Origin of the sequence: Mesorhizobium sp. M0062, assembly GCF_040323125.1 — a bacterium.
Taxonomy (GTDB): Bacteria; Pseudomonadota; Alphaproteobacteria; order Rhizobiales; family Rhizobiaceae; genus Mesorhizobium.
The window spans coordinates 85949-105011 of the sequence record NZ_JAMYUO010000004.1 but is presented as its reverse complement, the minus strand read 5'-3'; the positions used below and the strand labels follow the sequence as shown (position 1 = coordinate 105011).

28 protein-coding genes are annotated in these 19063 nt (G+C 62.8%); 15 read left to right on the top strand and 13 right to left on the bottom strand.

Annotated elements, in window-relative coordinates; translation table 11 throughout:
- The first annotated feature begins 101 nt into the window (after positions 1-101).
- Entirely contained in the window at positions 102-917 is an 816-nt protein-coding gene (locus tag NKJ64_RS06625) for an oxidoreductase (protein WP_023715037.1), read from the top strand.
- A gap of 68 nt (positions 918-985) precedes the next feature.
- Positions 986-1987: an NADP-dependent oxidoreductase gene (locus NKJ64_RS06620; RefSeq protein WP_023702756.1), complete on the top strand. Its 1002-nt coding sequence runs from the start codon at positions 986-988 to the stop codon at positions 1985-1987.
- Between the two features lie 97 nt (positions 1988-2084).
- On the opposite strand, the gene NKJ64_RS06615 is transcribed toward NKJ64_RS06620, so the two are convergent.
- Positions 2085-3002, bottom strand: coding sequence for a polyprenyl synthetase family protein (locus tag NKJ64_RS06615; protein WP_023693656.1), 918 nt, complete (start codon positions 3000-3002; stop codon positions 2085-2087).
- Between the two features lie 132 nt (positions 3003-3134).
- On the opposite strand from NKJ64_RS06615, the gene NKJ64_RS06610 reads away from it, so the two are divergent.
- The 4 genes from NKJ64_RS06610 to NKJ64_RS06595 all read left to right on the top strand — a co-directional run bounded on the left by NKJ64_RS06610 (position 3135) and on the right by NKJ64_RS06595 (position 5916).
- Positions 3135-3842 carry a biosynthetic peptidoglycan transglycosylase gene (locus tag NKJ64_RS06610; protein ID WP_050587122.1) on the top strand — a complete coding sequence of 236 codons (708 nt, stop codon included), beginning with the start codon at positions 3135-3137 and terminating at the stop codon, positions 3840-3842.
- A 153-nt stretch (positions 3843-3995) separates the two neighbouring features.
- A complete protein-coding gene (gene rpmF / locus NKJ64_RS06605) occupies positions 3996-4178 on the top strand; it encodes a 50S ribosomal protein L32 (RefSeq protein ID WP_008834724.1) in 183 nt (60 codons plus the stop codon).
- 196 nt (positions 4179-4374) lie between these two features.
- A complete protein-coding gene (locus NKJ64_RS06600; protein WP_023670155.1) occupies positions 4375-5322 on the top strand; it encodes an agmatinase in 948 nt (315 codons plus the stop codon).
- Between the two features lie 192 nt (positions 5323-5514).
- Positions 5515-5916 carry a hypothetical protein gene (locus tag NKJ64_RS06595; protein WP_023670154.1) on the top strand — a complete coding sequence of 134 codons (402 nt, stop codon included), beginning with the start codon at positions 5515-5517 and terminating at the stop codon, positions 5914-5916.
- Positions 5917-6164: 248 nt separating this feature from the next.
- Here the strand turns inward: NKJ64_RS06595 and NKJ64_RS06590 are convergent, their stop codons facing one another.
- From NKJ64_RS06590 to NKJ64_RS06580, 3 genes are all read right to left on the bottom strand, one after another.
- Positions 6165-6596 carry a GlcG/HbpS family heme-binding protein gene (locus NKJ64_RS06590; protein WP_023670153.1) on the bottom strand — a complete coding sequence of 144 codons (432 nt, stop codon included), beginning with the start codon at positions 6594-6596 and terminating at the stop codon, positions 6165-6167.
- A gap of 176 nt (positions 6597-6772) precedes the next feature.
- Positions 6773-7006 carry a hypothetical protein gene (locus tag NKJ64_RS06585; protein ID WP_023670152.1) on the bottom strand — a complete coding sequence of 78 codons (234 nt, stop codon included), beginning with the start codon at positions 7004-7006 and terminating at the stop codon, positions 6773-6775.
- Between the two features lie 78 nt (positions 7007-7084).
- Positions 7085-7612, bottom strand: coding sequence for a winged helix-turn-helix transcriptional regulator (locus NKJ64_RS06580; protein ID WP_352462194.1), 528 nt, complete (start codon positions 7610-7612; stop codon positions 7085-7087).
- Positions 7613-7715: 103 nt separating this feature from the next.
- Between NKJ64_RS06580 and NKJ64_RS06575 the strand changes: the two genes are divergently transcribed.
- The 5 genes from NKJ64_RS06575 to NKJ64_RS06555 all read left to right on the top strand — a co-directional run bounded on the left by NKJ64_RS06575 (position 7716) and on the right by NKJ64_RS06555 (position 10529).
- Positions 7716-8546, top strand: a complete 831-nt coding sequence (locus NKJ64_RS06575; RefSeq protein ID WP_352462192.1) for an alpha/beta fold hydrolase — start codon at positions 7716-7718, stop codon at positions 8544-8546.
- Between the two features lie 116 nt (positions 8547-8662).
- Complete coding sequence (locus NKJ64_RS06570) at positions 8663-9319, top strand: glutathione S-transferase family protein (protein WP_023690076.1); 657 nt, start codon at positions 8663-8665, stop codon at positions 9317-9319.
- A gap of 5 nt (positions 9320-9324) precedes the next feature.
- Positions 9325-9651, top strand: a complete 327-nt coding sequence (locus tag NKJ64_RS06565) for an ArsR/SmtB family transcription factor (protein ID WP_023699361.1) — start codon at positions 9325-9327, stop codon at positions 9649-9651.
- A 23-nt stretch (positions 9652-9674) separates the two neighbouring features.
- Positions 9675-10049 (top strand): nuclear transport factor 2 family protein, encoded by a 375-nt coding sequence (locus NKJ64_RS06560; protein WP_032887163.1) that lies wholly within the window; start codon positions 9675-9677, stop codon positions 10047-10049.
- Between the two features lie 15 nt (positions 10050-10064).
- Positions 10065-10529 carry an SRPBCC family protein gene (locus NKJ64_RS06555; RefSeq protein ID WP_352462191.1) on the top strand — a complete coding sequence of 155 codons (465 nt, stop codon included), beginning with the start codon at positions 10065-10067 and terminating at the stop codon, positions 10527-10529.
- 29 nt (positions 10530-10558) lie between these two features.
- Here the strand turns inward: NKJ64_RS06555 and NKJ64_RS06550 are convergent, their stop codons facing one another.
- From NKJ64_RS06550 to NKJ64_RS06540, 3 genes are all read right to left on the bottom strand, one after another.
- A complete protein-coding gene (locus tag NKJ64_RS06550; RefSeq protein ID WP_023690079.1) occupies positions 10559-10822 on the bottom strand; it encodes an ArsR/SmtB family transcription factor in 264 nt (87 codons plus the stop codon).
- 32 nt (positions 10823-10854) lie between these two features.
- Positions 10855-12093, bottom strand: a complete 1239-nt coding sequence (locus NKJ64_RS06545; RefSeq protein ID WP_023748335.1) for an MFS transporter — start codon at positions 12091-12093, stop codon at positions 10855-10857.
- 96 nt (positions 12094-12189) lie between these two features.
- The gene (locus tag NKJ64_RS06540; protein ID WP_023748336.1) at positions 12190-12384 is read right to left on the bottom strand and encodes a DUF1192 domain-containing protein; all 195 of its coding nucleotides are present in this window, start codon (positions 12382-12384) and stop codon (positions 12190-12192) included.
- Positions 12385-12530: 146 nt separating this feature from the next.
- Here NKJ64_RS06540 and NKJ64_RS06535 point away from each other — a divergent pair, with 146 nt between their 5' ends.
- From NKJ64_RS06535 to NKJ64_RS06525, 3 genes are all read left to right on the top strand, one after another.
- Entirely contained in the window at positions 12531-13541 is a 1011-nt protein-coding gene (locus NKJ64_RS06535; RefSeq protein ID WP_031196069.1) for an NAD(P)H-quinone oxidoreductase, read from the top strand.
- 324 nt (positions 13542-13865) lie between these two features.
- Positions 13866-14006, top strand: coding sequence for a DUF1127 domain-containing protein (locus NKJ64_RS06530; RefSeq protein ID WP_023670143.1), 141 nt, complete (start codon positions 13866-13868; stop codon positions 14004-14006).
- Between the two features lie 326 nt (positions 14007-14332).
- Positions 14333-15025, top strand: coding sequence for a DUF1013 domain-containing protein (locus tag NKJ64_RS06525; RefSeq protein WP_023670142.1), 693 nt, complete (start codon positions 14333-14335; stop codon positions 15023-15025).
- A gap of 63 nt (positions 15026-15088) precedes the next feature.
- Here the strand turns inward: NKJ64_RS06525 and NKJ64_RS06520 are convergent, their stop codons facing one another.
- The 3 genes from NKJ64_RS06520 to NKJ64_RS06510 form a co-directional block, all read right to left on the bottom strand.
- Positions 15089-15808, bottom strand: a complete 720-nt coding sequence (locus tag NKJ64_RS06520; RefSeq protein WP_023683994.1) for a helix-turn-helix transcriptional regulator — start codon at positions 15806-15808, stop codon at positions 15089-15091.
- Between the two features lie 126 nt (positions 15809-15934).
- Positions 15935-16345: a hypothetical protein gene (locus tag NKJ64_RS06515; protein WP_033001206.1), complete on the bottom strand. Its 411-nt coding sequence runs from the start codon at positions 16343-16345 to the stop codon at positions 15935-15937.
- 181 nt (positions 16346-16526) lie between these two features.
- The gene (locus NKJ64_RS06510) at positions 16527-16697 is read right to left on the bottom strand and encodes a hypothetical protein (protein WP_023670139.1); all 171 of its coding nucleotides are present in this window, start codon (positions 16695-16697) and stop codon (positions 16527-16529) included.
- Between the two features lie 204 nt (positions 16698-16901).
- On the opposite strand from NKJ64_RS06510, the gene NKJ64_RS06505 reads away from it, so the two are divergent.
- Positions 16902-17063, top strand: coding sequence for a hypothetical protein (locus NKJ64_RS06505; RefSeq protein WP_023670137.1), 162 nt, complete (start codon positions 16902-16904; stop codon positions 17061-17063).
- A gap of 9 nt (positions 17064-17072) precedes the next feature.
- On the opposite strand, the gene NKJ64_RS06500 is transcribed toward NKJ64_RS06505, so the two are convergent.
- The 3 genes from NKJ64_RS06500 to NKJ64_RS06490 form a co-directional block, all read right to left on the bottom strand.
- A complete protein-coding gene (locus NKJ64_RS06500) occupies positions 17073-17333 on the bottom strand; it encodes a hypothetical protein (protein WP_023670136.1) in 261 nt (86 codons plus the stop codon).
- A gap of 85 nt (positions 17334-17418) precedes the next feature.
- On the bottom strand, positions 17419-18132 hold the full coding sequence (locus NKJ64_RS06495) for an SGNH/GDSL hydrolase family protein (RefSeq protein WP_023737388.1): 714 nt from the start codon (positions 18130-18132) through the stop codon (positions 17419-17421).
- A gap of 62 nt (positions 18133-18194) precedes the next feature.
- A complete protein-coding gene (locus tag NKJ64_RS06490; RefSeq protein WP_352462189.1) occupies positions 18195-18935 on the bottom strand; it encodes a DUF899 domain-containing protein in 741 nt (246 codons plus the stop codon).
- Positions 18936-19063: the final 128 nt, after the last annotated feature.

Below are 19063 nucleotides of genomic sequence, written 5' to 3'. Positions count from 1 at the left end.
GCGCTCTTCCTTTCTGCTATTGCATTATAGGTGTAATGTGATATTACGATCATAACTCAATCAACGGCAAAAAGCTAGCCCTCATGTCTGTGGAGTATCAAATGAGTACCCTTTCGGGAAGAACCGCAGTCGTGACCGGAGCCTCTTCGGGCATCGGCCGCGCCACTGCCGAGGCCTTGGCGCGGGCGGGGTATACCGTCTTCGGGACAAGCCGCAGCAAGGCCGGCAACGGCCCGGCTAAGGTGTCCATGCTGACCTGCGACGTGACCGACGGGGAGTCCGTCAGCGCCCTCGTTGCAACCGTGCTGGCCCAGACCGGTCGTATCGATCTGCTGGTGAACAATGCCGGTGTCGGCCTGCTTGGCGGCGCCGAGGAATCTTCGGTCGCACAGGTGCAGGTTCTGTTCGACGTCAATCTGTTCGGCGTCATGCGCATGACCAATGCGGTGTTGCCGTCGATGCGGCGCCGCGGCCAAGGGCGCATCGTCAACATCGGCTCGATTCTAGGATTGGTGCCTGCGCCATACTCAGCGCACTACTCGGCGGTCAAGCACGCGCTGGAGGGCTATTCGGAATCGCTCGATCATGAGGTTCGCGCCTTCAACATTCGCGTCTCGGTCATCGAGCCGGCATTCGTGCGCACCGTCTTCGACCAGAACGGCATCGAGCCGGATTCCCTGTTGAAGGACTACGATCAGGCGCGCGCCGGTCTCAAGGCGCTGCTTGCCGATGTGATGCCCAAAGCCGATCGGCCGGAAGTGGTGGCGGATGTGGTCGTCAAGGCAGCGACCGACGCCCGTCCGCGACGGCGCTATACCGCAGGGAAGGCAGCGCGCCAGGTCAGCCTGCTGCGCCGCTTCGCCCCCGCGGGGATGTTCGACAAGACCTTGCGCAAGCAGTTCCGCCTGCCGGTCTGAACAACGGTGGGACGGAGAATTTCACACACAAACGGCACACCAACGGACACTCTCAGAAAGTCACTGCCATGAAGGCATTCGTTGTCGATAAATATAACAAGAAAGGCATTTTGCGGCTGGCCGAGATGCCGGAGCCGGAGCTGTTGGACAATGACGTCCTGGTCGAGGTCCATGCCGCCGGGGTGAACCTGCTGGATTCCAAAATCAGGACCGGCGAATTCAAACTCGTCCTTCCCTATCGCCGGCCCTTCATCCTCGGTCACGACGTTGCCGGGAGGGTTGTCAGGGTGGGCTCGAAAGTCCGCAAATTCAAACCCAGCGACGCCGTCTATGCGCGGCCGCGCGACGGCCGGATCGGGACATTCGCCGAATTCATCGCAATCGATGAAGCCGACGTGGCGCTGAAGCCGGCGAACCTCAGCATGGAAGAGGCGGCCTCGATCCCGCTGGTCGGTCTGACCGCCTGGCAGGCTCTCATCGAGAGGGCGGGTCTGAAGACAGGCCAGAAGATCTTCATCCAGGCTGGCTCCGGCGGCGTGGGGACATTCGCCATCCAGTTGGCAAAGCACCTCGGCGCGATCGTTGCGACAACAGCGGGCGCGGCAAGCAACGATCTGGTCAGGGATCTCGGCGCCGATGTCGTCGTCGACTACAGGAAGGACGACTTCGAGAAAATCCTGTCGGGCTACGACGTCGTCCTGAACAGCCAGGACGCCAAGACGCTTGAGAAATCCCTGACTGTGCTGAAACCGGGTGGGAAGCTCATCTCGATTTCCGGTCCTCCGGATCCCGAATTTGCCAGGAAACAGGGACTGAACGTGGTGCTAAGGCTGCTGCTGCGGCTGCTGAGCCGTGGTATCAGGACCAAAGCCAAGCGCCGGGGCGTGGGATTTTCGTTCCTGTTCATGTCGGCGCAAGGTGAGCAACTGAGCAAAATCACGTCCCTCATCGAAGATGGGGCGATTCGCCCGGTCGTCGACAGGGTCTTTCCTTTTGAAGCGACCAATGAGGCGCTGGCTTACGTCGAAACAGGACGCGCCAAGGGCAAGGTCGTCGTCAAGGTCAGATAGCGCGCCCAGTTGCTTTGGGGCATTTGAGAGACACCAAAGCAAGGCAGCGCAAGGCCGACAAATTCCGAAAACGGTTCGGCATCCGATCGCCCAAACCTCAGTTGTTGCGGATTGCAACGAAGCTTGCCGCTGCCTTCAGCAAGGCTGCCTGTCCGCCGTAAGGCTCGAGCAATTCATGGGCCTGCTTGACCAGCCCATGGAGCTGGCTGCGCGCCCAGTTCGCGCCATGCAGCGCCACCAGCGTCGCCTTGCCGGCGGCTGCGTCCTTGCCGGTCGCCTTGCCCATCTGGCTGGCATCGGCGGTCAGGTCGAGCAGGTCGTCGGCAAGCTGGAAGGCAAGCCCGACCGCCGAGCCGAATTCGGCCAGCCGGTCGCGGTCCTGCGGTGCGGCGCCGGCAATGATCGCGCCGGCTTCGCAGGCGAAGCGGATCAGCGCGCCGGTTTTCATCGCCTGCAGCCGGATAATGCCGGCTTCGTCCGGCCTGTTGCGCTCGGCTTCGAGATCGAGCGTCTGCCCGCCGACCATGCCCCCCGTGCCGGCGGCGCGCGCCAGCGCCAGCACCAGCGCCGCCCTGCGCTCCGCCGGCAGCGCCGTCGCCTCATCGGCGAGGACATCGAAGGCAAGCGTCAGAAGCGCATCGCCGGCAAGTATGGCGGTAGCTTCATCGAAGGCCTTGTGCACGGTCGGCTGGCCGCGGCGCAGATCGTCGTCGTCCATGGCAGGCAGATCGTCATGGATCAGCGAATAGCAATGCACGCATTCGAGCGCCGCCGCCACGCGCATCGCCGCCTCGCCATCGGCGCCAAAAAGGGCGGCACTTTCCATGACCAGGAAGGGGCGCAGCCGCTTGCCGCCGTTCAGCACGCCATGGCGCATGGCCGCCATCAGACGCTCCGGTCGGGCGATCTCGCCGGCAAGCGTGCGGCCGTCGAGCAGCAGCCTGAGCCCGGCCTCGATCGCCGCCGCCCGCCCCAGAAGTGCGGCCTCAAAGGCCAATTGCTCGTCTTTCGTCATGGCCGGGAGCGGTAGCCGACACTCAGACGTTGCGCAAGAAGCCTCGCGCCATTATGCCGGAGGCGGGAGAGTGGCGCGGGTGGGGGCGGCTTGACGGAACCGATCGTCGATCATGAAACCGAAGGGTTTGAGATGGCGCGACCAAGGCGCGTGAACCGCGCCGGTCTGAAGCGCCTGGCACGGCGCGGCCTGGTCGTCGCCGTCGTGCTGGCGGCGATACCCATTGTGCTGACCTTCCTCTATCTGCCGTCCTTCGTGCATCCGATATCGACCTTGATGGTCAAAGACCTCGCGACCTTCTCCGGTTACGACCGGCGCTGGGTGTCGATCGACGATGTGTCCCCGGTGCTGGCCAATTCGGTGATCATGTCGGAGGACGGGCAATTCTGCTTCCATCGCGGCATCGATCTCGGCGAATTGCGCGGCGTCGTCGACGATGCGCTGGCCGGCGAGGCGACGCGCGGCGCCTCGACCATCACCATGCAGACGGTGAAGAACCTTTTCCTGTGGTCGCGGCCGCTGGGCTCGGTGCGCAAGGTGGTCGAACTGCCGCTGGCCGTCTATTTCGACGCGGTGATGTCGAAACGGCGGATCATGGAGATCTACCTCAACATCGCCGAATGGGGGCCGGGCATTTACGGCATCGAGGCGGCGGCGCAGCACCATTTCGGCGTTTCGGCCAAACAGCTGTCGCGGCGGCAGGCGGCATTGCTGGCCGTCTCGCTGCCCAATCCGATCGCCCGCAATCCGGCCAAGCCCGGTCCGGGTCTGCGGCGGCTGGCGTCGCTGATCGAACGCCGCGCCGGCCGTTCGGGCGCGTATGTCGGTTGTCTTGATTAGGTCGAACCGCTGCCGGCTCAAAAAAAATCGCCACGGTGCTGGCCAAAACGGCGCAGGGCGTGTATAGGCACCCGACTTTCTCAGATTATGGCCCTGACGCGGCCCTTTCACGAGGGCTATCGGGGCATTTTGACCATGTAGTGGAGCATATCCATGGCCGTTCCGAAACGAAAAACCTCTCCGTCCAAGCGCGGCATGCGCCGCTCGGCTGACGCTCTCAAGGCCCCGACCTATGTCGAGGACAAGAATTCCGGCGAAATGCGCCGCCCGCACCATATCGACCTGAAGACCGGCATGTATCGCGGTCGCCAGGTGCTGACGCCCAAGGAAAGCTGAGACCAGCTTTCGAAGGGTTTGAATGCCAAAAGAACCGGCCATTGGCCGGTTTTTTTGCGTTTGGTGCGCGTCGCGCCGCCAACTATGCCAAAGACCGGGCGTCCGTGGCGATACAAGCTGCGGCGGCGGTGCTGTATTGAGTGATGCCTTGTCGCGGCGCTTCCGCGCGATGATCGGCCGGCTTCAGAGGGACCGCATGACCAAGCTCACCACAGCACCGCGCGATATCTTCCAGACCTTCATGAACTTCCCGCTGGTCGAGGACCTCGATGCGCTGAAGGCGGATGTCGCCATCATCGGCATGCCTTACGGCAGTCCCTACACGATCGACGAGTTGGTCAACGACCAGACCAACGCGCCGACGGCGGTGCGGCGCGCCTCGCAGCGCATCAGCCTCGGGCTCGACCGCTATGATTTCGACATTGGCGGAACCCTGTTCGACGGGCAGGACGTCAAGGTGGTCGATGTCGGCGATGTCGCCGGCGATGCCGCCGGCGGCCACTACAGGTTGGCCGAAGCGGCGATCCGAAAGATCCGCGTCGCCGGCGCCTTGCCGATCACCATTGGCGGCGATCACGGCATTCCGATCCCGATCCTGCGGGCGCTTGACGGCGAAGGGCCGATCACCCTGGTTCAGATCGATGCCCATCTCGACTGGCGCGACAATGTCAACGGGGTCAGGGAAGGCTATTCCAGCCCCATCCGCCGCGCTTCGGAGATGGCGCATATAGCCGGGATTTTCCAGCTCGGCATCCGCGGCCAGGGCAGCGCCCGGCTCGAGGAGGTCGAGGCGGCCCGCGCCTACGGCTCCAACATCGTCACCGCCAATGAATGGCAGGATATCGGTACGGCGGCGCTGCTCAAGCGCATCCCGGACCGTGGCCGCTATTACCTGACCATCGATGCCGACGGTCTCGATCCCGCTGTCATGCCGGCGGTCGAAGGGCCGGCGCCTGGCGGCATCAGCTACCGGCAGACGATCGAACTGATCAAGGGGCTGTTCGCCAAGGGACGTGTCGTCGGCATCGACATCGTCGAGATCGCGCCGGCGCGCGACGTCAACGAGATCACCTCGATGACCGCCGGCCTTTTCATCCTCAACGCTATCGGCGCCGCCGTGCGGACAGGCCAGTTCAAGCGCTGAATCCGGCGTGTCGGTGGTCAGCCGGGGCAACTGTGGCTGACAGGGTTGTTTCGCGCGGTCTTTTTCCGTGTTTGCGGGCGCTAGCGAAAAATCTTGACGGCGTGCCTGCGGGGCATTCTACAGAAGGTGCCCCCATTGTTTAGGCAATTCCTTGGGAAACCGCTTTCCTGGAATTGCTAGAGGAGACGCCTGATGTTCGGTGCCATCCCGCTGCTGATCGTGCCCTTCGTGGCCTACAATCTCGGACTCCTCGGAATATTCGGCAGCGGCGACGATCCGTGGGCGACCGAGATCTTCTCGTTCAGCATGATGTCGGGCGGGGTGTTCTCGATGACGCTCGGCGACCTGATGGTGGTGATCGGGCTGATCTTCCTGTTCCTCGAAATGGTGAAGTCGGTGCGCACCACGAACGCCTCGATCATGGACCATCTGTTGTCGACGCTGGTCTTCGTGGCGTTCCTGGTCGAATTCCTGCTGGTGAAGGGCGCGGCGCACTCCGTCTTCTTCACGCTGATGGTGATCGCCCTGTTCGATGTGCTGGCCGGGTTTTCGGTGTCGATGCGGTCGGCGAGTAGAGACATAAATTTGAACTAGCCGCCTTCGTTGGATGGTCGCATCCGTTCGCGATTGGCGTGGCTGCTCTTTCTGGTCGTCATCCTGGGGCGAAGCAAGGAGCGAAGCGACGCGGCGCAGACCCTGGGATCCATTCCGTGAAGCTAAGGCGTTGCAACGGTTCAGAATTCTGCTCCGCTTACACTTGCGGCAAAGGTCGCGGCATGGATCCCAGGGTCTTCGCGACGGAGTTTCGCTCCTGCTTCGCCCTGGGATGACGAAGCTCCCCCTCAGCCCGGATCGGCGGTGAAGCCCGCCGCTTCGATGCCAGCGATGGCGGCGGCTTCGTCATTGTCCGACGTATCTCCCGAAATTCCGACGGCGCCGATGACGGGGCCTGCCTTGTCGCGGATCAGCACGCCGCCGACGACCGGCAACACGCGTCCACCCGAGACGTCGGAAATGCCGGCGACGAGATGCGGCCGCTCCTTGGCGAAAGCCTCGACACGGCGCGAGCCCATGCCGATGGCCAGCGCCCCATAGGCCTTGCCGGCCGACATTTGCGGGCGCAGGAACGAGGCGCCGTCCTGACGCTGGAAGGCGACGAGATGCGCGCCGGCATCCAGCACGGAAACGCCGAGCGGTTTGAGCTTCATCTCGGCGCCCTTGGCGAAGGCGGCGTCGATGATGTGCTTGGCTTTTTCGAGGGTCAGTGCGGTCATGGCTGTCTCCTGATCAAAACGCGTCAATCATCGACCTGACATGCGGGATGCGAAATCCCGGTTGCGGTTGAAATTGCTTCGCGCGGGAAAGCGGAATGGCGGGCTTTTGCGGATCGTGGCACATGGCGGATACGATCCCGCCGGCATCAGATCGGATGTCGATGAAGAAGACCGCGCTATTTTTTCTTGGCTCGGGCCGCTTTCTTGACCGGAGCGGCGGGGGCGTTGGCGAGGTCTTCCGCTTCCTTGGCAAGGCGCAATGCCCGGAGCTTGTTGGTCTTGGCCTGGCGGGCGTCGGCCTCGGCGACATACTCCGCCATCGCCTTTTGCCGCACCGTGGCGGCCTCTTCCTGCTTCTTGAAACGCATATCCGCCCGGGCGCGGGCAGTATCCTTAGAGTTCTCGACCAAGAGCGTTATCCATCCCATAAATTATGTTTTTCAGCCCCTTGATAGCAGAGCCGGCGTGATAATGGGGAAATAAGTTGGTCAAGCGGCCGGGGCCTGGATGCCGCTCGACGCCTTGCGGGCGACCACCGCCTCATATCCGGCCTGCAATGTAGCGCGGACGGAAGGCTGCGCGGGTGTGGCGACAGGCGTGCCCAGATGGTCGTGGCGCAACTCGTCCATGAACTGCTCCCACATTGGCGGCCCGCCTTTCTCCAGCAGTTCGGCGCGGATCGAAAGCTCCTCGCTCACCGGCAGCCAGACGCGGCCCCAAGCGCCGAGATGCGCCATGATCGGCACCAGCGTGATGGCCATCTCGGTCAGGCTGTAGATCGCCTTCTGCTTGTGCGAGGGGTCGTCGGCCTTGGTCAGCATGCCGAGTTCCATCAGCCGCTTCAGCCGGTCGGCCAGGATGTTGGAAGCGATGCCCTCGAGCGAGCCGTTGAGCAGTTCGCGAAAGTGGCGTTTGCCGCCAAAAATCATGTCTCGCAGGATGATCAGGCTCCAGCGATCGCCGAACACTTCCAGCGACAGATTGATCGGGCATCCCGAGCGGTGTTCGGTTTTCATCCGACTCTCCTCAAAAAACCAGTTGCATTATCGTATCAGTTTTATTATCGTGCAATCGATTGCAAAACGCAATCAGTTTGATGGCCGGAGCGAGGAGAGTTCCATGACAAACGCCGAGGCACCCGAAATAGCCTCCCAGACGTTCGGCGATCCCGGCGATCCAGCCGTTCTGCTGATCATGGGCGCCATGGCCTCGATGCTGTGGTGGCCGGAGGCGCTCTGCAAAAAACTCGCCGGCGAAGGCCGCTTCGTGATCCGCTACGACAACCGCGATACCGGCCTGTTGACCAAATATGCGCCGGGCGAGCCGCCGTATACGTTCGACCACATGGCGGACGATGCGGTGCGCGTCCTCGACAGCTATGGCATAGGAAAGGCGCATGTGGTCGGGATGTCGATGGGCGGCATGATCGCGCAACGACTGGTGTTGAAACATCCCTCGCGTGTCATCTCGCTGACGGTGATCAGCGGTTCGCCGGTGGTGATCGACACATCGCAGCTGCCGGGGGCGACCGAAGCCTATATGGAGCACTCGGCCGGTGGCGCCAAGGTCGACTGGTCGAACCGCGACCAGGTGATCGGCTTCGTCGTCAAGGACGTGCGTGCGATCGCCAGCACCGCGCATCCGTTCGACGAGAAGGCGATGCGGGCGTTCGTCGAACGGGACTACGACCGATCCGGCGGCTTCCTGAGCGCGACCAACCATTTCATGCTGAAGGGCGGCGAGGATCTGAAAGGACGCCTGCGCGAGATCAAGGTTCCGCTGCTCGTCATTCACGGGACATCGGATCCGATCTTTCCGGTCGAGCATGGCGCAGCCCTTGCCGACGCTGTTGGCGGGCGGCTTGTCCGCGTCGAAGGCGATGGCCACGAACTGCATCCCGACGACTGGGGCACGATCGTTGCCGCCATCGTCACGCATACCAAACCCTGAAGGCAGTCTGGAACCTTGACACATTCGCCTCACGGAAATAGTTAAGTAATTGCTTCAGTGTCGGCGCAGGCTGGCACCGCTCCAGCATCGGCGAACCACAAACAGACGAGCAAAAAATGTCCCTGACCTTCCATTTCCATCCGCTGGCATCGTTCTGCTGGAAACCGCTGATTGCGTTCTACGAGAACGACACGCCCTTCACGCCGGTTATCGTCGACCTCGGCGACGAGCAGTCGCGGGCAGCATTCCTGAAGGTGTCGCCGACCGGCAAGATGCCGGCGCTGCGTGACGATGCACGCAATCGCACGGTGCTGGAATCGACCATCGTCATCGAATATCTGGCGGCGCATTATCCCGGGCCGGTCGAACTCATCCCGGCCGAGGCCGACCTTGCTCTCCAGGTCCGCCAGGCCGACCGTTTCTACGATTTCTACGTGCAGGCGCCGATGCAGAAGATCGTCGGCGACAGGTTGCGCCCGCAGGACAAGACCGATCCGTTCGGGGTCGATGAGGCGCGCGCGCAACTGCGCAACGCCTATGCGATCATCGAGGAGGAGATGCGCTCGAAGCTCTGGGCGGCCGGGCCCACCTTCACCATGGCCGACTGCGCGGCCTCGCCGGCGCTGTTCTACGCCAACAAGGTCGAGCCATTCGGCGACAGCTATCCGGCCGTGAAACACTACCACGACCGCCTGCTCAAGCGGCCGTCCTTCGCCCGGGTGGTCGAGGAGGCGCAGCCCTACTTCAAGTTCTTTCCCTACAATAACGGCTGATCGCGATGCTGCACGATCCCGCCCAGCTCGACCTGATGTTCCAGGCGCTCGCAGACCCGGCCAGGCGCAGCATGGTCGAACGGCTGTCGCGTGGGCCGGCCTCGGTCAGCCAGTTGGCCGAACCGCTGGCGATGTCGCTGTCGGCCGTCGTCCAGCATCTCAACGTGCTCGAAGCAAGCGGGCTGGTGCGCTCGGAAAAGCTCGGCCGCGTGCGCACCTGCCAGATCGCGCCGCAGGCGCTGCGCAGCGCAGAACACTGGATCAACGAACGGCGGCTGACATGGGAGCGTCGGCTCGACCGGCTCGGCGATTTTCTCGCCGGGACCGAATGACCTGAAGCAGAGGAGAAATGACCATGCCCGGCAAAAGCAGAGCGGAGTTGATCCGCGGCTATTTTTCCGCCTACCAGGCGAATAACAAGGCTGCCGTCGCGGCGGTGCTCGCCGACGATTTCACCTTCACCAGCCCCTATGACGACGCCATCGACCGTGCGACCTATTTCGAGCGCTGCTGGCCGGACAGCCCGGCCTTCAGCTCGATCGTCATCGAGCGGATATGCGAGGACGAGGACGCCGCCTTTGTCCTCTATCGCTGCGAGACGGCGGACGGAAAGACCTTCCGCAACACCGAACTGCATCTGTTCCATGACGACAGGTTGCGCGCCGTCGAAGTCTATTTCGGCGCGTCCTATCGCGACGGCGTCTTCGTCGCGCAGAAACCATCAAGCTGACCAAGAGGACCTGACATGGCCGAACGATCCGTCGTCCACTCCACCTTCGTCCTCGAGCGCCTCTATCCAGTTGCACCGGCGAAAGTCTATTTCGCGCTCAGCGATCCGGCCGCTAAGCGGCGCTGGTTCGCCGACCCCGACAACCCGATGACCCACAGGCACGAAATGGATTTTCGCGTCGGCGGCCAGGAGGTCAATGCCGGCGGGCCGAAGGACGGGCCGATCCACACCTATACCGCCACCTATCAGGACATCGTGCCCAACCAGCGCATCGTCTACAACTACGACATGCTGTTCGGTGATGTCAGAATCTCGGTTTCGCTGGCGACAATTGAGCTTCGCCCGGAAGGCACGGGCACGCGTCTGGTGCTGACCGAGCAGGGCGCGTTTCTCGATAGGCACGACACACCGTCATCGCGCGAGCATGGTACCGGATTCCTGCTCGATGCGCTGGGCAAGGCGCTGGCAACGGACACTTGAAAGCCAGGGAGGCGAGCTGGAATCTCGGCCTATGCTTCCCAGAACTGATCAAGCCAAATATTGAGCTTGAGGAAGCCGGCACTGCTGACTGTATAGACCCGCCTCGTGCCCTCGGCCCTGGCCTGAACCAGACCGGCGTCCAGCAACACTTTCAAATGCTGGGACACGGCCGGGCGGGAGACTGGCAGGCCCGAAGCCAGTTCGTTGACGGTTTTCGGGCCACGCCGGAGCTCTTCCAGAAGATAGCGCCGGTTGGGGTCGGCAATCGCCATGAAGGCGTCAGAAAAGATCATGCCTATACTTGTGGGGCAAAGCTTTTCAAATCTCAACCGTCGGCTTCCGCTTTTCTGAGCCGCAGTGCTTCAGGGGTGACCGAGCGATCGGCCGGCTGGGTCTTGAAGGCATCGCGGTCTTCGATCGGCACCGGCGCGCGGCGGCTGATGCGCAGCAGCGTGTAGGCGGCGAGGCTGAGATGCGCCAGCGCGGTGGCCAGGAACAGGCCTTCGGGGCGGAGCCAGCCCATCAGGGCGGCAGCCAGCAAGGGCCCGATCATGGTTCCGAAGCCATACAGAAGCAGCAGGCCGCCCGAGACCTTGACGAAATCCTCCGATCGGGCGTGGTCGTTGGCATGCGCCACGGCGATCGAATAGAGCGTGTAGGCAAAGGCGCCGTAGGTGGCGGCGAAGACAATGACGAGGACGGCGGAACGCGGTTCGAACAGGAAGATCAGGATGGCGAACAGTGCGGCGCCGAAAGCCGCGCCCGCCAGCACGAAACGGCGGTCGGTCTTGTCGGAGAGGCGTCCGGCCGGAAGCTGCATGGCCGCGCCGGCAATAACGACAAGGCTCATCATCAGTGCGATCTGGGCGGTGGAGATGCCGATACGGGCGCCGTAGACGGCGCCAAGCGTGCCCCAGGCGCCATTGGCGATGCCGACCAACAGGCAGGCGATCGCCGACACCGGCGAGTTGGCGTAGAGGCCTTTGACGTCGAGCTTGACGTCCTGCAGCGGCTTGGGAGACGAAGCCGACGACACCGCGGTCGGGATCAGTGATAGGCAGAACAATATGCCGGTGATCATGAACAGCGACGCCGATCTGACGTCGCCGCTGGCAACGATCATCTGGCCGCCCATGATCGAGGCATAGGTGACCATCATGTAGAGGCCGAAGACGGTGCCGCGGTTCTCGTTGGTGGCCTTCTCGTTCAGCCAGCTTTCGATGACCATGAAGGCGCCGGCCATGGTGAAGCCGGTGAAGGCACGCAGCAGGATCCAGACATATTCGTCGATGATCAGGCCGGTAAGCAACGCCACGATGGCGCCCGAAGCGGCAAAGGCGCCGAACGCCCGGACGTGGCCGGCGCGGCGCACCAGGCGCGGTGCGAAGAAGCAGCCGGTGACGAAGCCACCGGCCCAGGCCGTGCCCATCAGACCGAGCGATGCGGTCGAAAACCCTTCGAGTTGACCTCGCAACGGCAACAACAGGCCGTGCAGTCCCGAAGCCGCGAGCAGGAAAGCGGTGCCGCGAAGCAGCGAGAGGATCGGCCTGTAGCTTGCAAACATTGTTTGATCCGTCTGGAGATTCGGTGGCGGGGTCTGAAGACAGGCGCATTCGGGCTTTTCGGCGGCGGATGCTCAACGCCGAAACTAACGCGAAAACTAGCCGCGGCGAAACAGGGCTTCGGCCGCCGATTTGGTGCTGCCCTTGGTCTGGAGCTCGGCTTCGAGCCGGGCAATCTCGTCGCGCAGGATGCTGATCCGTTCGGTAAGGTCACCGACCGAAAGCAGCGACAGATCCTGTCCGATCTCATGCGGGCGGGCTTTCTTTTTGGGTTCGTCGTCGAAGATCGCCATCGTCGCTCCTCCCTATTCAGTATTGGGCTGATTTGGCCATTTGCCTGATCCGGCAATCAGCATACATAGGGCAGGGGCGCAGATGCAAACAGCCGGCAAGAAGCTGGCAGCCGGCGACAGACCGGCGGACCGAGACGGGAAATTTCATGGCGAGCGGACATAAAATTCCAGCCACGATGACGGCCATCGCAATCTCGCAACCGGGCGGGCCGCGGGTGCTGAAACCGGAAACGCGCGACGTGCCGGTGCCTGGTCCCGGCGAAATCCTGATCCGGGTGCGTGCGGCCGGCGTCAACCGCCCCGACGTGCAGCAGCGCAAGGGCGCCTATCCGGCGCCGCCCGGCGCTTCCGACCTGCCCGGCCTCGAAGCATCGGGCGAAGTGGCCGCCCTTGGCGACGAGATATCGCGCTGGCGTATCGGCGACCGGGTCTGCGCGCTGACGCCGGGGGGCGGTTATGCCGAATATGTCAAGGTTCATGCCGGCAGCGTGCTGCCGCTGCCCGCCGGCTTCACCCACACTGAGGCGGCCGCGGTTCCGGAAAACTATTTCACCGTCTGGCACAATGTGTTCGAGCGCGGCGGCTTGAAAAAGGGTGAGACGCTGCTGGTCCATGGCGGCTCATCGGGCATCGGCACCACGGCGATCCAGCTGGCGTCGGCCTTCGGCGCGTATGTCGTCACCACCGCCGGCTCGAAGGAGAAATGCGACGCATGCCTGAAGCTCGGCGCCGACCGGGCGATCAACTACCGCGAGGAGGATTTCGTCGCGGCGGTCAAGGATGCGACCGGCGGCAACGGGGCAGACGTCATACTCGACATGGTCGGTGGCGACTATATCGCGCGCAACTACGAGGCCGCCGCGGTCGAGGGCAGGATCGTCCAGATCGCCGTCCAGGCCGGCGCGATGGCGAGCGCCGATTTCTCGAAAATCATGGTCAAGCGGCTGACCCACACCGGCTCGACGCTGCGGCCTCGCACGGTCGAGTTCAAGGCGGCGCTCGCCGCCGCACTGGAAGCACAGGTGTGGCCGCTGCTCGGCACCCGCAAGGTAGCGCCGGTGATGGACATGATCTTCCCGCTGACCGACGCATGGCGGGCGCATGAGCGCATGGAAGAGGGCGAGCATATAGGCAAGATCGTTCTCGACGTCGGGTAGATGGGCGAGAGTCAGGTGAGGCCGGCCTGCGAATGGCGGCTCCCTGCGCTTCCCGCCTCCGCCGGCCGAAGCCCCCATGAGGGGTTGCGGCAGTTAAGGCTACGGCCGGCGTAGGCCGGTTCTCGGGAGCCGCCATTCTCGGCTCGGCCTGACCTGAATCTCGCTCATCCTCCGCGCTCAGCCTGTCGGCAAGATGAACAGAAGCTTAATGCTGCAATGCAGCATTTGCATTGCGGCTATGCAAAGACGTCTGTTCAATTCGTGGGCAGCACTGCCTATCTAAGCGTCATCGAAACGATTTGATCCAACAACTGGAGGACAACCATGAACCCGATCCGCGCTTTCCGTAACTGGCGTATGTACAACGAAACCGTGCGCGAGCTGAACAAGCTCAACGCCCGTCAGCTCAGCGACCTCGGCATCAGCCGCGGCGACATCGAGAGGATTGCCCGCAAGGCCATCTAATTCGAAGCATGGTCGGCCAGTGAGGCCTGACCACGCGGCAGAAGCAAGAGCCGCCGCAGACGGTATCCCGTCGCCGGTTCCGAGCCCGCTGGACCCTGTCCGGCGGGTTTTGTCGTTTTGGACCCCCTGTACAACTCCGCATCAATGGTCGCCGGAGCCGAGGTCCTCCTGGCCTCCCCCGCTGTCCGGTGTCCGACGGCTGCGCCCTGCGCCAAAAACATTGCGAAACGGCAGCGGAGCGGTTATACAGGCCGCGAATTTCCCATTTTGGTGGCTCTAAACCACCGCCCGCGCGGGAACGCGGGCGAACGAGAAGGATTTTTGAAATGGCCAATACGCTGCTGATGCCCAAGGCGACCGCCGTCTGGCTGGTCGACAACACCGCGCTGTCCTTCGAGCAGATCGCGCAGTTCTGCGGGTTGCATCCGCTCGAGGTCAAGGCGATCGCCGACGGCGAATCGGCGCAAGGCATCAAGGGCATGGACCCGATCATGACCGGACAGCTGACCCGCGACGAGATCGCGCGCGCCGAGAAGGATCCGAACCAGCGCCTGAAACTGTCCGACCCCAAGGTGCGGGTGCCGGAATCCAAGCGCAAGGGTCCCCGCTACACGCCGTTGTCGAAGCGCCAGGACCGGCCCAACGCCATCCTGTGGCTGGTCCGCAACCATCCGGAATTGAAGGACGCGCAGATTTCGCGCCTGGTCGGCACGACCAAGTCGACGATCGAACAGATCCGCGAGCGCAAGCACTGGAATTCGGCCAATCTGCAGCCGATGGACCCGGTGACGCTGGGTCTCGCTTCGCAGATCGACCTCGACATGGAAGTCAACCGCGCCTCGCGCGGCCGCGAGCAGGCGCAGCCTGTCGGCGACACGCTGCTGCCGGCTGCCGTGACCGAGCGCCTGGTGCCGGCGCCGGAGAAGCCGAAGGACGAGGATGCCGAACTGGACGCCAACGCCGTGTTCGCCAAGCTTTCGGCGCTCAAGTCCAAGAAGGAAGATGCGGACGACGAGTGAGGTTTGCGACAGTTCAACAAAAAAGCCCGCTTCGAGCGGGCTTTTTAACTGATTGTCGAAATCTCAGCTGCGCGCCGCCCGGTCCGGCGTCATGCCATAATCCTCGCTGCGCTCGACCGCGCGGTAGAAGTCGGCAAGCTGCTTGCCGCGCTCAGGCTTGAAGATGCGGCCGGCGATGACCACTGAGGCGATGCGGTCGATGCGGAAGGCGCGGAAATCGTCGCGCATCTCGCACCAGGCAACCAGCGTCCATACCTTGCCCCAGAACCACAGACCGAGCGGACGGATGTCACGCCCGGTGCCGCGGCCGGCCTCGTCGCGGTAGTCGATGGTCAGCACCTGTCGCTTCTCGACAGCGCGCTCGATCACGTCGATCGCCTCACGCGCGGCGTCGCTCACCACCCACATCGGCGTGTGGATCTCGGTGCGGGCGATGCGGTCCTTCTCGGCGTCGGGCAGGACGGCGCCGATCTTGACCAGCGCCTCGTCGGCCGCACGCGCCATAGCCGCGCCGCCAAAGGCCCGCACCATGCGGGCGCCGGCGACCAGCGCGACGATTTCGTCACGCGTGAACATCAGCGGCGGAAGGTCGAAACCCTCCCTCATCATGTAGCCGACGCCGGCCTCGCCGTCGATCGGCACTCCGGTCGACTGCAAATCGGCGATGTCGCGGTAGATGGTCCGCTCGGAAACCTCGAGCCATGTGCCGAGCTTCTGGGCGGTGACCAGCCGGCCGCCACGCAGGTGCTGCACGATCTGAAAGAGCCTGTCGGCACGTCGCATCGTATGGTCCCTCGGCTGCTTGTCTATGAATGTCATGGTCCCGAAACCGGTTCCGGGTGACATCCATGTCCTGTTTTATGCTTGTCGTTCTCCCAAAAACCGCTGCGCACTTTTGGGCGACACGCATTATGGTTTAAGTCCTTCGCGCTTGCGCTGCACGGCGACGAATTCCGCGCCGAAGGACAACTTCTTCGTTGTCGGCGTGTTCACGTCGAGCACACGCCAGTACGGCGTGATATCGTTCAGCGTCATGCCGCGTTCGAGATCCTCATTGGCGGCTTCGGCGACGGTTCGCAGATGATAACCGATGGTGACCGGACATGTCACTTGCGCCCCATGCTCGATGGCGAGCGCGGTGCGCAAGGCGCGTACATCCATCTCGAGGCCGTTGGGGATCGTGCGGATGAAATCATCGACCTGACGGGGCGTCGGCACCAGCATCGGCTGGCCCTCGACGACGTCGCCCATTGTGCGTGGCGTCGGCTTCACGCCGTTGACGCCCGGCGTGTTCAGCCTGTCGTTCCAGCTTTTCACCATTCATGTCTCCTGACACGTTTATGGCATGGTGCTCCTGACAGCATTCTGTCAGGAGCCTTCAGCATTGTCCGTAGCAGGCGCCAAAGTTTTTGCGCCAGCCCGAGGGGTCGCCGCCCGGGGTGCCATGTCAATGATCCGGGCGTTGCGGGGTTCGCATCCAAGCATTGTCATGTAAAACGCCTCAGATCTCGCGAATGCGGCTGTGACCCTCATACATATCCGGCCAGCCAATGTCCTTGCGGATGTCCGCGGGCAAGGAGTTCAGGAAGCGCTGGGTACGAACTTCATTGCGCATCGTGCGGATCTTGCCGACATAGTGCTGTACGCTGTTCAAAATACCAAAGCTGTTCATGACCATCTCCTCTTCTCTGATGGAGACACTATTGCATACCCCTCCTGACAGCAGTCTGTCAGGAGCATGTCAGGTCGTTGAAGAAAGCTGCGAGGTGCTTGGCGGTCGGTTCGGAAACGAGCCTTTTGTCAGGAATGGCCAAGTCGACCGAGACCATGCAAGAACCGCTTTGACAGCCTGTCGCGATGCTGCTCAAAGGCGGGCATGTCGAAACTCCTCGCGCTCGTCATCATCGGCATGATGGCCATTCAGCTGATCAAGCCGCTCGGCTGGCCGGGCCTGAAGCGGCGCGGCGATTTCTGGAAGCTGGCCCTGATCGCCATGGCGGCCATCGCGCTGGCGGGTGCGCTGGGGCACTGGACATAGCCTTGAGGGTCAGGTCGGGTCCACCGTTCCCATGGCAATCATCCGGATGGCGTTGAGGCTGGGCACGAAGAAGTAATCGCCACCGCGCGTCGTCATGAATTCCGGCAGGTTCGCCGCAATAAAAGGCGTGGCGCTGGCCGGGCCGGCCGGAATGACATGCTTGCTCGATTCGGCGCGGTTGCCGGTCAGCGTGCAGGTGTCGTTGCCGGTTTCGGAATCCAGGCCGTAGCTCATCCATTGCTGCTGGATGATATTCTGGCTCAGATCCATTGGAAGCAGGCTGCAATCAACAGTATTTGGAAATACTCATGTCAGTTCTCTGAAGCCCACCAGTCCGAGCTTGTGCCCCCTCAGGTCAATCGGCGAGCACCCATCCGACCAGATGTTCGGCCCAGGCGCGGTAACCGGCTTCCGAGGCATGAAAGCCATCGGAGGCAAAGCCGGCCTCCGGGTTGGTGATCGGCAGCCGTGGCGCCGGCACGGCGCCGCGCTCGAAACAGAGGCGCTCGCCCATGCGGTTCATTGCGGTAGCGCGGATTTCGAGAATCTTGCCGAGCAGCGGCGGCATGGCCGGCGCGCGGGTGAACTCCAGCACCGGCGACCACACCACGCGCGCCTCCGGCCATTTGGCACGCGAGGCGTAGAGCAGGCCACCGAACTCCTTCTTGAAGCGCGGTACCGAGTGGAAATTCTTGGTGTCGTTGGTGCCGATGGCGAGCACGATATGCGTCCACGGATCGGCCGACAGATTGGGCAGCACATGGTCGCGGATCTGGCCCGACGTTGCCGAGTTGAAGCCAGCGGCGCGCCAGCGCACGGCAAGGCCGGTTCGTTGCGCGATCATGACGGCAAGCTGCGCGGCAAGCCCGTTCTCGGAATTGCCGATGCCGACGGAAGCGGCCGAGGAATCGCCCAGCACCAGCAGCGAGATGGCCGGCGCCTTGCCCGATATTTCGTGCATGACCGGCCCTTGTGCCGGCAGCATGCGGGTGGTGCGGCGGCGCACGCCGAGGCCCTGCCAGACATAGACGGGGTAGGCGAGCCAGGTAAGAAGGGCCGGGAAGCGCATGGCAATACCGTTAGAGGTTAACGGCAGCCTTAGCGCATGTTTGGGCGCAGGTGAACGCGCTTCTAGTCGCAGCAGTTCGGCTTATCCGCCTGCTTGTCCTGATATTCCTCATGCAGCCGCACCCAGTCCATCAGGCTATGATAAGGGCCATTTTCGCCGCGGCCCTTCGGTGTCATGTCGAGATAGTCGTAAGTGCCGATCTGGGCCTCGCCGCCGCGGGCGCGCGACATAAAGGTAAGGAATATGTCGCCGTTCTCGTCCTTGTAGAAAACACTGGTGCCGGGAAGGTCCTTTGACGTGCGCGGACGCGTCTCGAAATTGTAGGTGGTGTCGCCGGCCGCGATCTGCTTGTCGGTGAAGGAGACCTGCATGTCGAAGTTGAAATCCGAGGCGTAGGACGACACCCAGTCGAATTTCCAGCCCATACGCTGCTTGTAAGGCAGCAGTTCCGCCAGCGGCGCGCGCGCAACCACCACCAGCGACACGTCGTGGTGCCTGAGATGCTGATCGGCGCCGTCTATATGGTCGGCAAGGAAGGAGCATCCTTCGCAGCGGTGGTTCGATCCTGGCGTCATCATGAAGTGGTAGACGATCAGTTGGCTGTTGGCGCCGAACAGTCCGGCCAGGTTCTTCGGACCCTGCTCGGTCTCGAAGACATAGTCCTTGCGGATTTTCATCCAGGGCAGTTCACGCCGCTCGGCGGCGATGCGCTCACGAAACCGTGTCAATTCCTTCTCGCGCGCCAGATGCGCCTTGTGCGCCTCAAACCAGTCTTCACGCGAAACCACCTTGCTGCGAGTCATGAAGTTCTCCCTGTCTGTTCACCCAAGGACGTTTGGGGTGGGCAGAAACCGACATCGCCGTCAGCTTTTGCCGAAAAGGAGATAAGGATGGACGAACTCCGTCCAAGCCGGGCTTTGCATAAACAAAC

Excerpts from the sequence above, each read along its gene's own strand:
- NKJ64_RS06495 (WP_023737388.1), bottom strand. The coding sequence starts at position 18,132 with ATGCGCTTCCCGGCCCTTCTTACCTGGCTCGCCTACCCCGTCTATGTC.
- NKJ64_RS06615 (WP_023693656.1), bottom strand. The coding sequence starts at position 3,002 with ATGACGAAAGACGAGCAATTGGCCTTTGAGGCCGCACTTCTGGGGCGG.
- NKJ64_RS06535 (WP_031196069.1), top strand. The coding sequence starts at position 12,531 with ATGGCGAGCGGACATAAAATTCCAGCCACGATGACGGCCATCGCAATC.
- NKJ64_RS06530 (WP_023670143.1), top strand. The coding sequence starts at position 13,866 with ATGAACCCGATCCGCGCTTTCCGTAACTGGCGTATGTACAACGAAACC.
- NKJ64_RS06600 (WP_023670155.1), top strand. The coding sequence starts at position 4,375 with ATGACCAAGCTCACCACAGCACCGCGCGATATCTTCCAGACCTTCATG.
- NKJ64_RS06560 (WP_032887163.1), top strand. The coding sequence starts at position 9,675 with ATGCCCGGCAAAAGCAGAGCGGAGTTGATCCGCGGCTATTTTTCCGCC.
- NKJ64_RS06610 (WP_050587122.1), top strand. The coding sequence starts at position 3,135 with ATGGCGCGACCAAGGCGCGTGAACCGCGCCGGTCTGAAGCGCCTGGCA.
- rpmF (WP_008834724.1), top strand. The coding sequence starts at position 3,996 with ATGGCCGTTCCGAAACGAAAAACCTCTCCGTCCAAGCGCGGCATGCGC.
- NKJ64_RS06555 (WP_352462191.1), top strand. The coding sequence starts at position 10,065 with ATGGCCGAACGATCCGTCGTCCACTCCACCTTCGTCCTCGAGCGCCTC.
- NKJ64_RS06550 (WP_023690079.1), bottom strand. The coding sequence starts at position 10,822 with ATGATCTTTTCTGACGCCTTCATGGCGATTGCCGACCCCAACCGGCGC.
- NKJ64_RS06625 (WP_023715037.1), top strand. The coding sequence starts at position 102 with ATGAGTACCCTTTCGGGAAGAACCGCAGTCGTGACCGGAGCCTCTTCG.
- NKJ64_RS06595 (WP_023670154.1), top strand. The coding sequence starts at position 5,515 with ATGTTCGGTGCCATCCCGCTGCTGATCGTGCCCTTCGTGGCCTACAAT.
- NKJ64_RS06525 (WP_023670142.1), top strand. The coding sequence starts at position 14,333 with ATGGCCAATACGCTGCTGATGCCCAAGGCGACCGCCGTCTGGCTGGTC.
- NKJ64_RS06515 (WP_033001206.1), bottom strand. The coding sequence starts at position 16,345 with ATGGTGAAAAGCTGGAACGACAGGCTGAACACGCCGGGCGTCAACGGC.
- NKJ64_RS06565 (WP_023699361.1), top strand. The coding sequence starts at position 9,325 with ATGCTGCACGATCCCGCCCAGCTCGACCTGATGTTCCAGGCGCTCGCA.
- NKJ64_RS06580 (WP_352462194.1), bottom strand. The coding sequence starts at position 7,612 with ATGAAAACCGAACACCGCTCGGGATGCCCGATCAATCTGTCGCTGGAA.
- NKJ64_RS06545 (WP_023748335.1), bottom strand. The coding sequence starts at position 12,093 with ATGTTTGCAAGCTACAGGCCGATCCTCTCGCTGCTTCGCGGCACCGCT.
- NKJ64_RS06505 (WP_023670137.1), top strand. The coding sequence starts at position 16,902 with ATGTCGAAACTCCTCGCGCTCGTCATCATCGGCATGATGGCCATTCAG.
- NKJ64_RS06520 (WP_023683994.1), bottom strand. The coding sequence starts at position 15,808 with ATGCGACGTGCCGACAGGCTCTTTCAGATCGTGCAGCACCTGCGTGGC.
- NKJ64_RS06500 (WP_023670136.1), bottom strand. The coding sequence starts at position 17,333 with ATGGATCTGAGCCAGAATATCATCCAGCAGCAATGGATGAGCTACGGC.
- NKJ64_RS06570 (WP_023690076.1), top strand. The coding sequence starts at position 8,663 with ATGTCCCTGACCTTCCATTTCCATCCGCTGGCATCGTTCTGCTGGAAA.
- NKJ64_RS06510 (WP_023670139.1), bottom strand. The coding sequence starts at position 16,697 with ATGAACAGCTTTGGTATTTTGAACAGCGTACAGCACTATGTCGGCAAG.
- NKJ64_RS06490 (WP_352462189.1), bottom strand. The coding sequence starts at position 18,935 with ATGACTCGCAGCAAGGTGGTTTCGCGTGAAGACTGGTTTGAGGCGCAC.
- NKJ64_RS06620 (WP_023702756.1), top strand. The coding sequence starts at position 986 with ATGAAGGCATTCGTTGTCGATAAATATAACAAGAAAGGCATTTTGCGG.
- NKJ64_RS06540 (WP_023748336.1), bottom strand. The coding sequence starts at position 12,384 with ATGGCGATCTTCGACGACGAACCCAAAAAGAAAGCCCGCCCGCATGAG.
- NKJ64_RS06575 (WP_352462192.1), top strand. The coding sequence starts at position 7,716 with ATGACAAACGCCGAGGCACCCGAAATAGCCTCCCAGACGTTCGGCGAT.
- NKJ64_RS06590 (WP_023670153.1), bottom strand. The coding sequence starts at position 6,596 with ATGACCGCACTGACCCTCGAAAAAGCCAAGCACATCATCGACGCCGCC.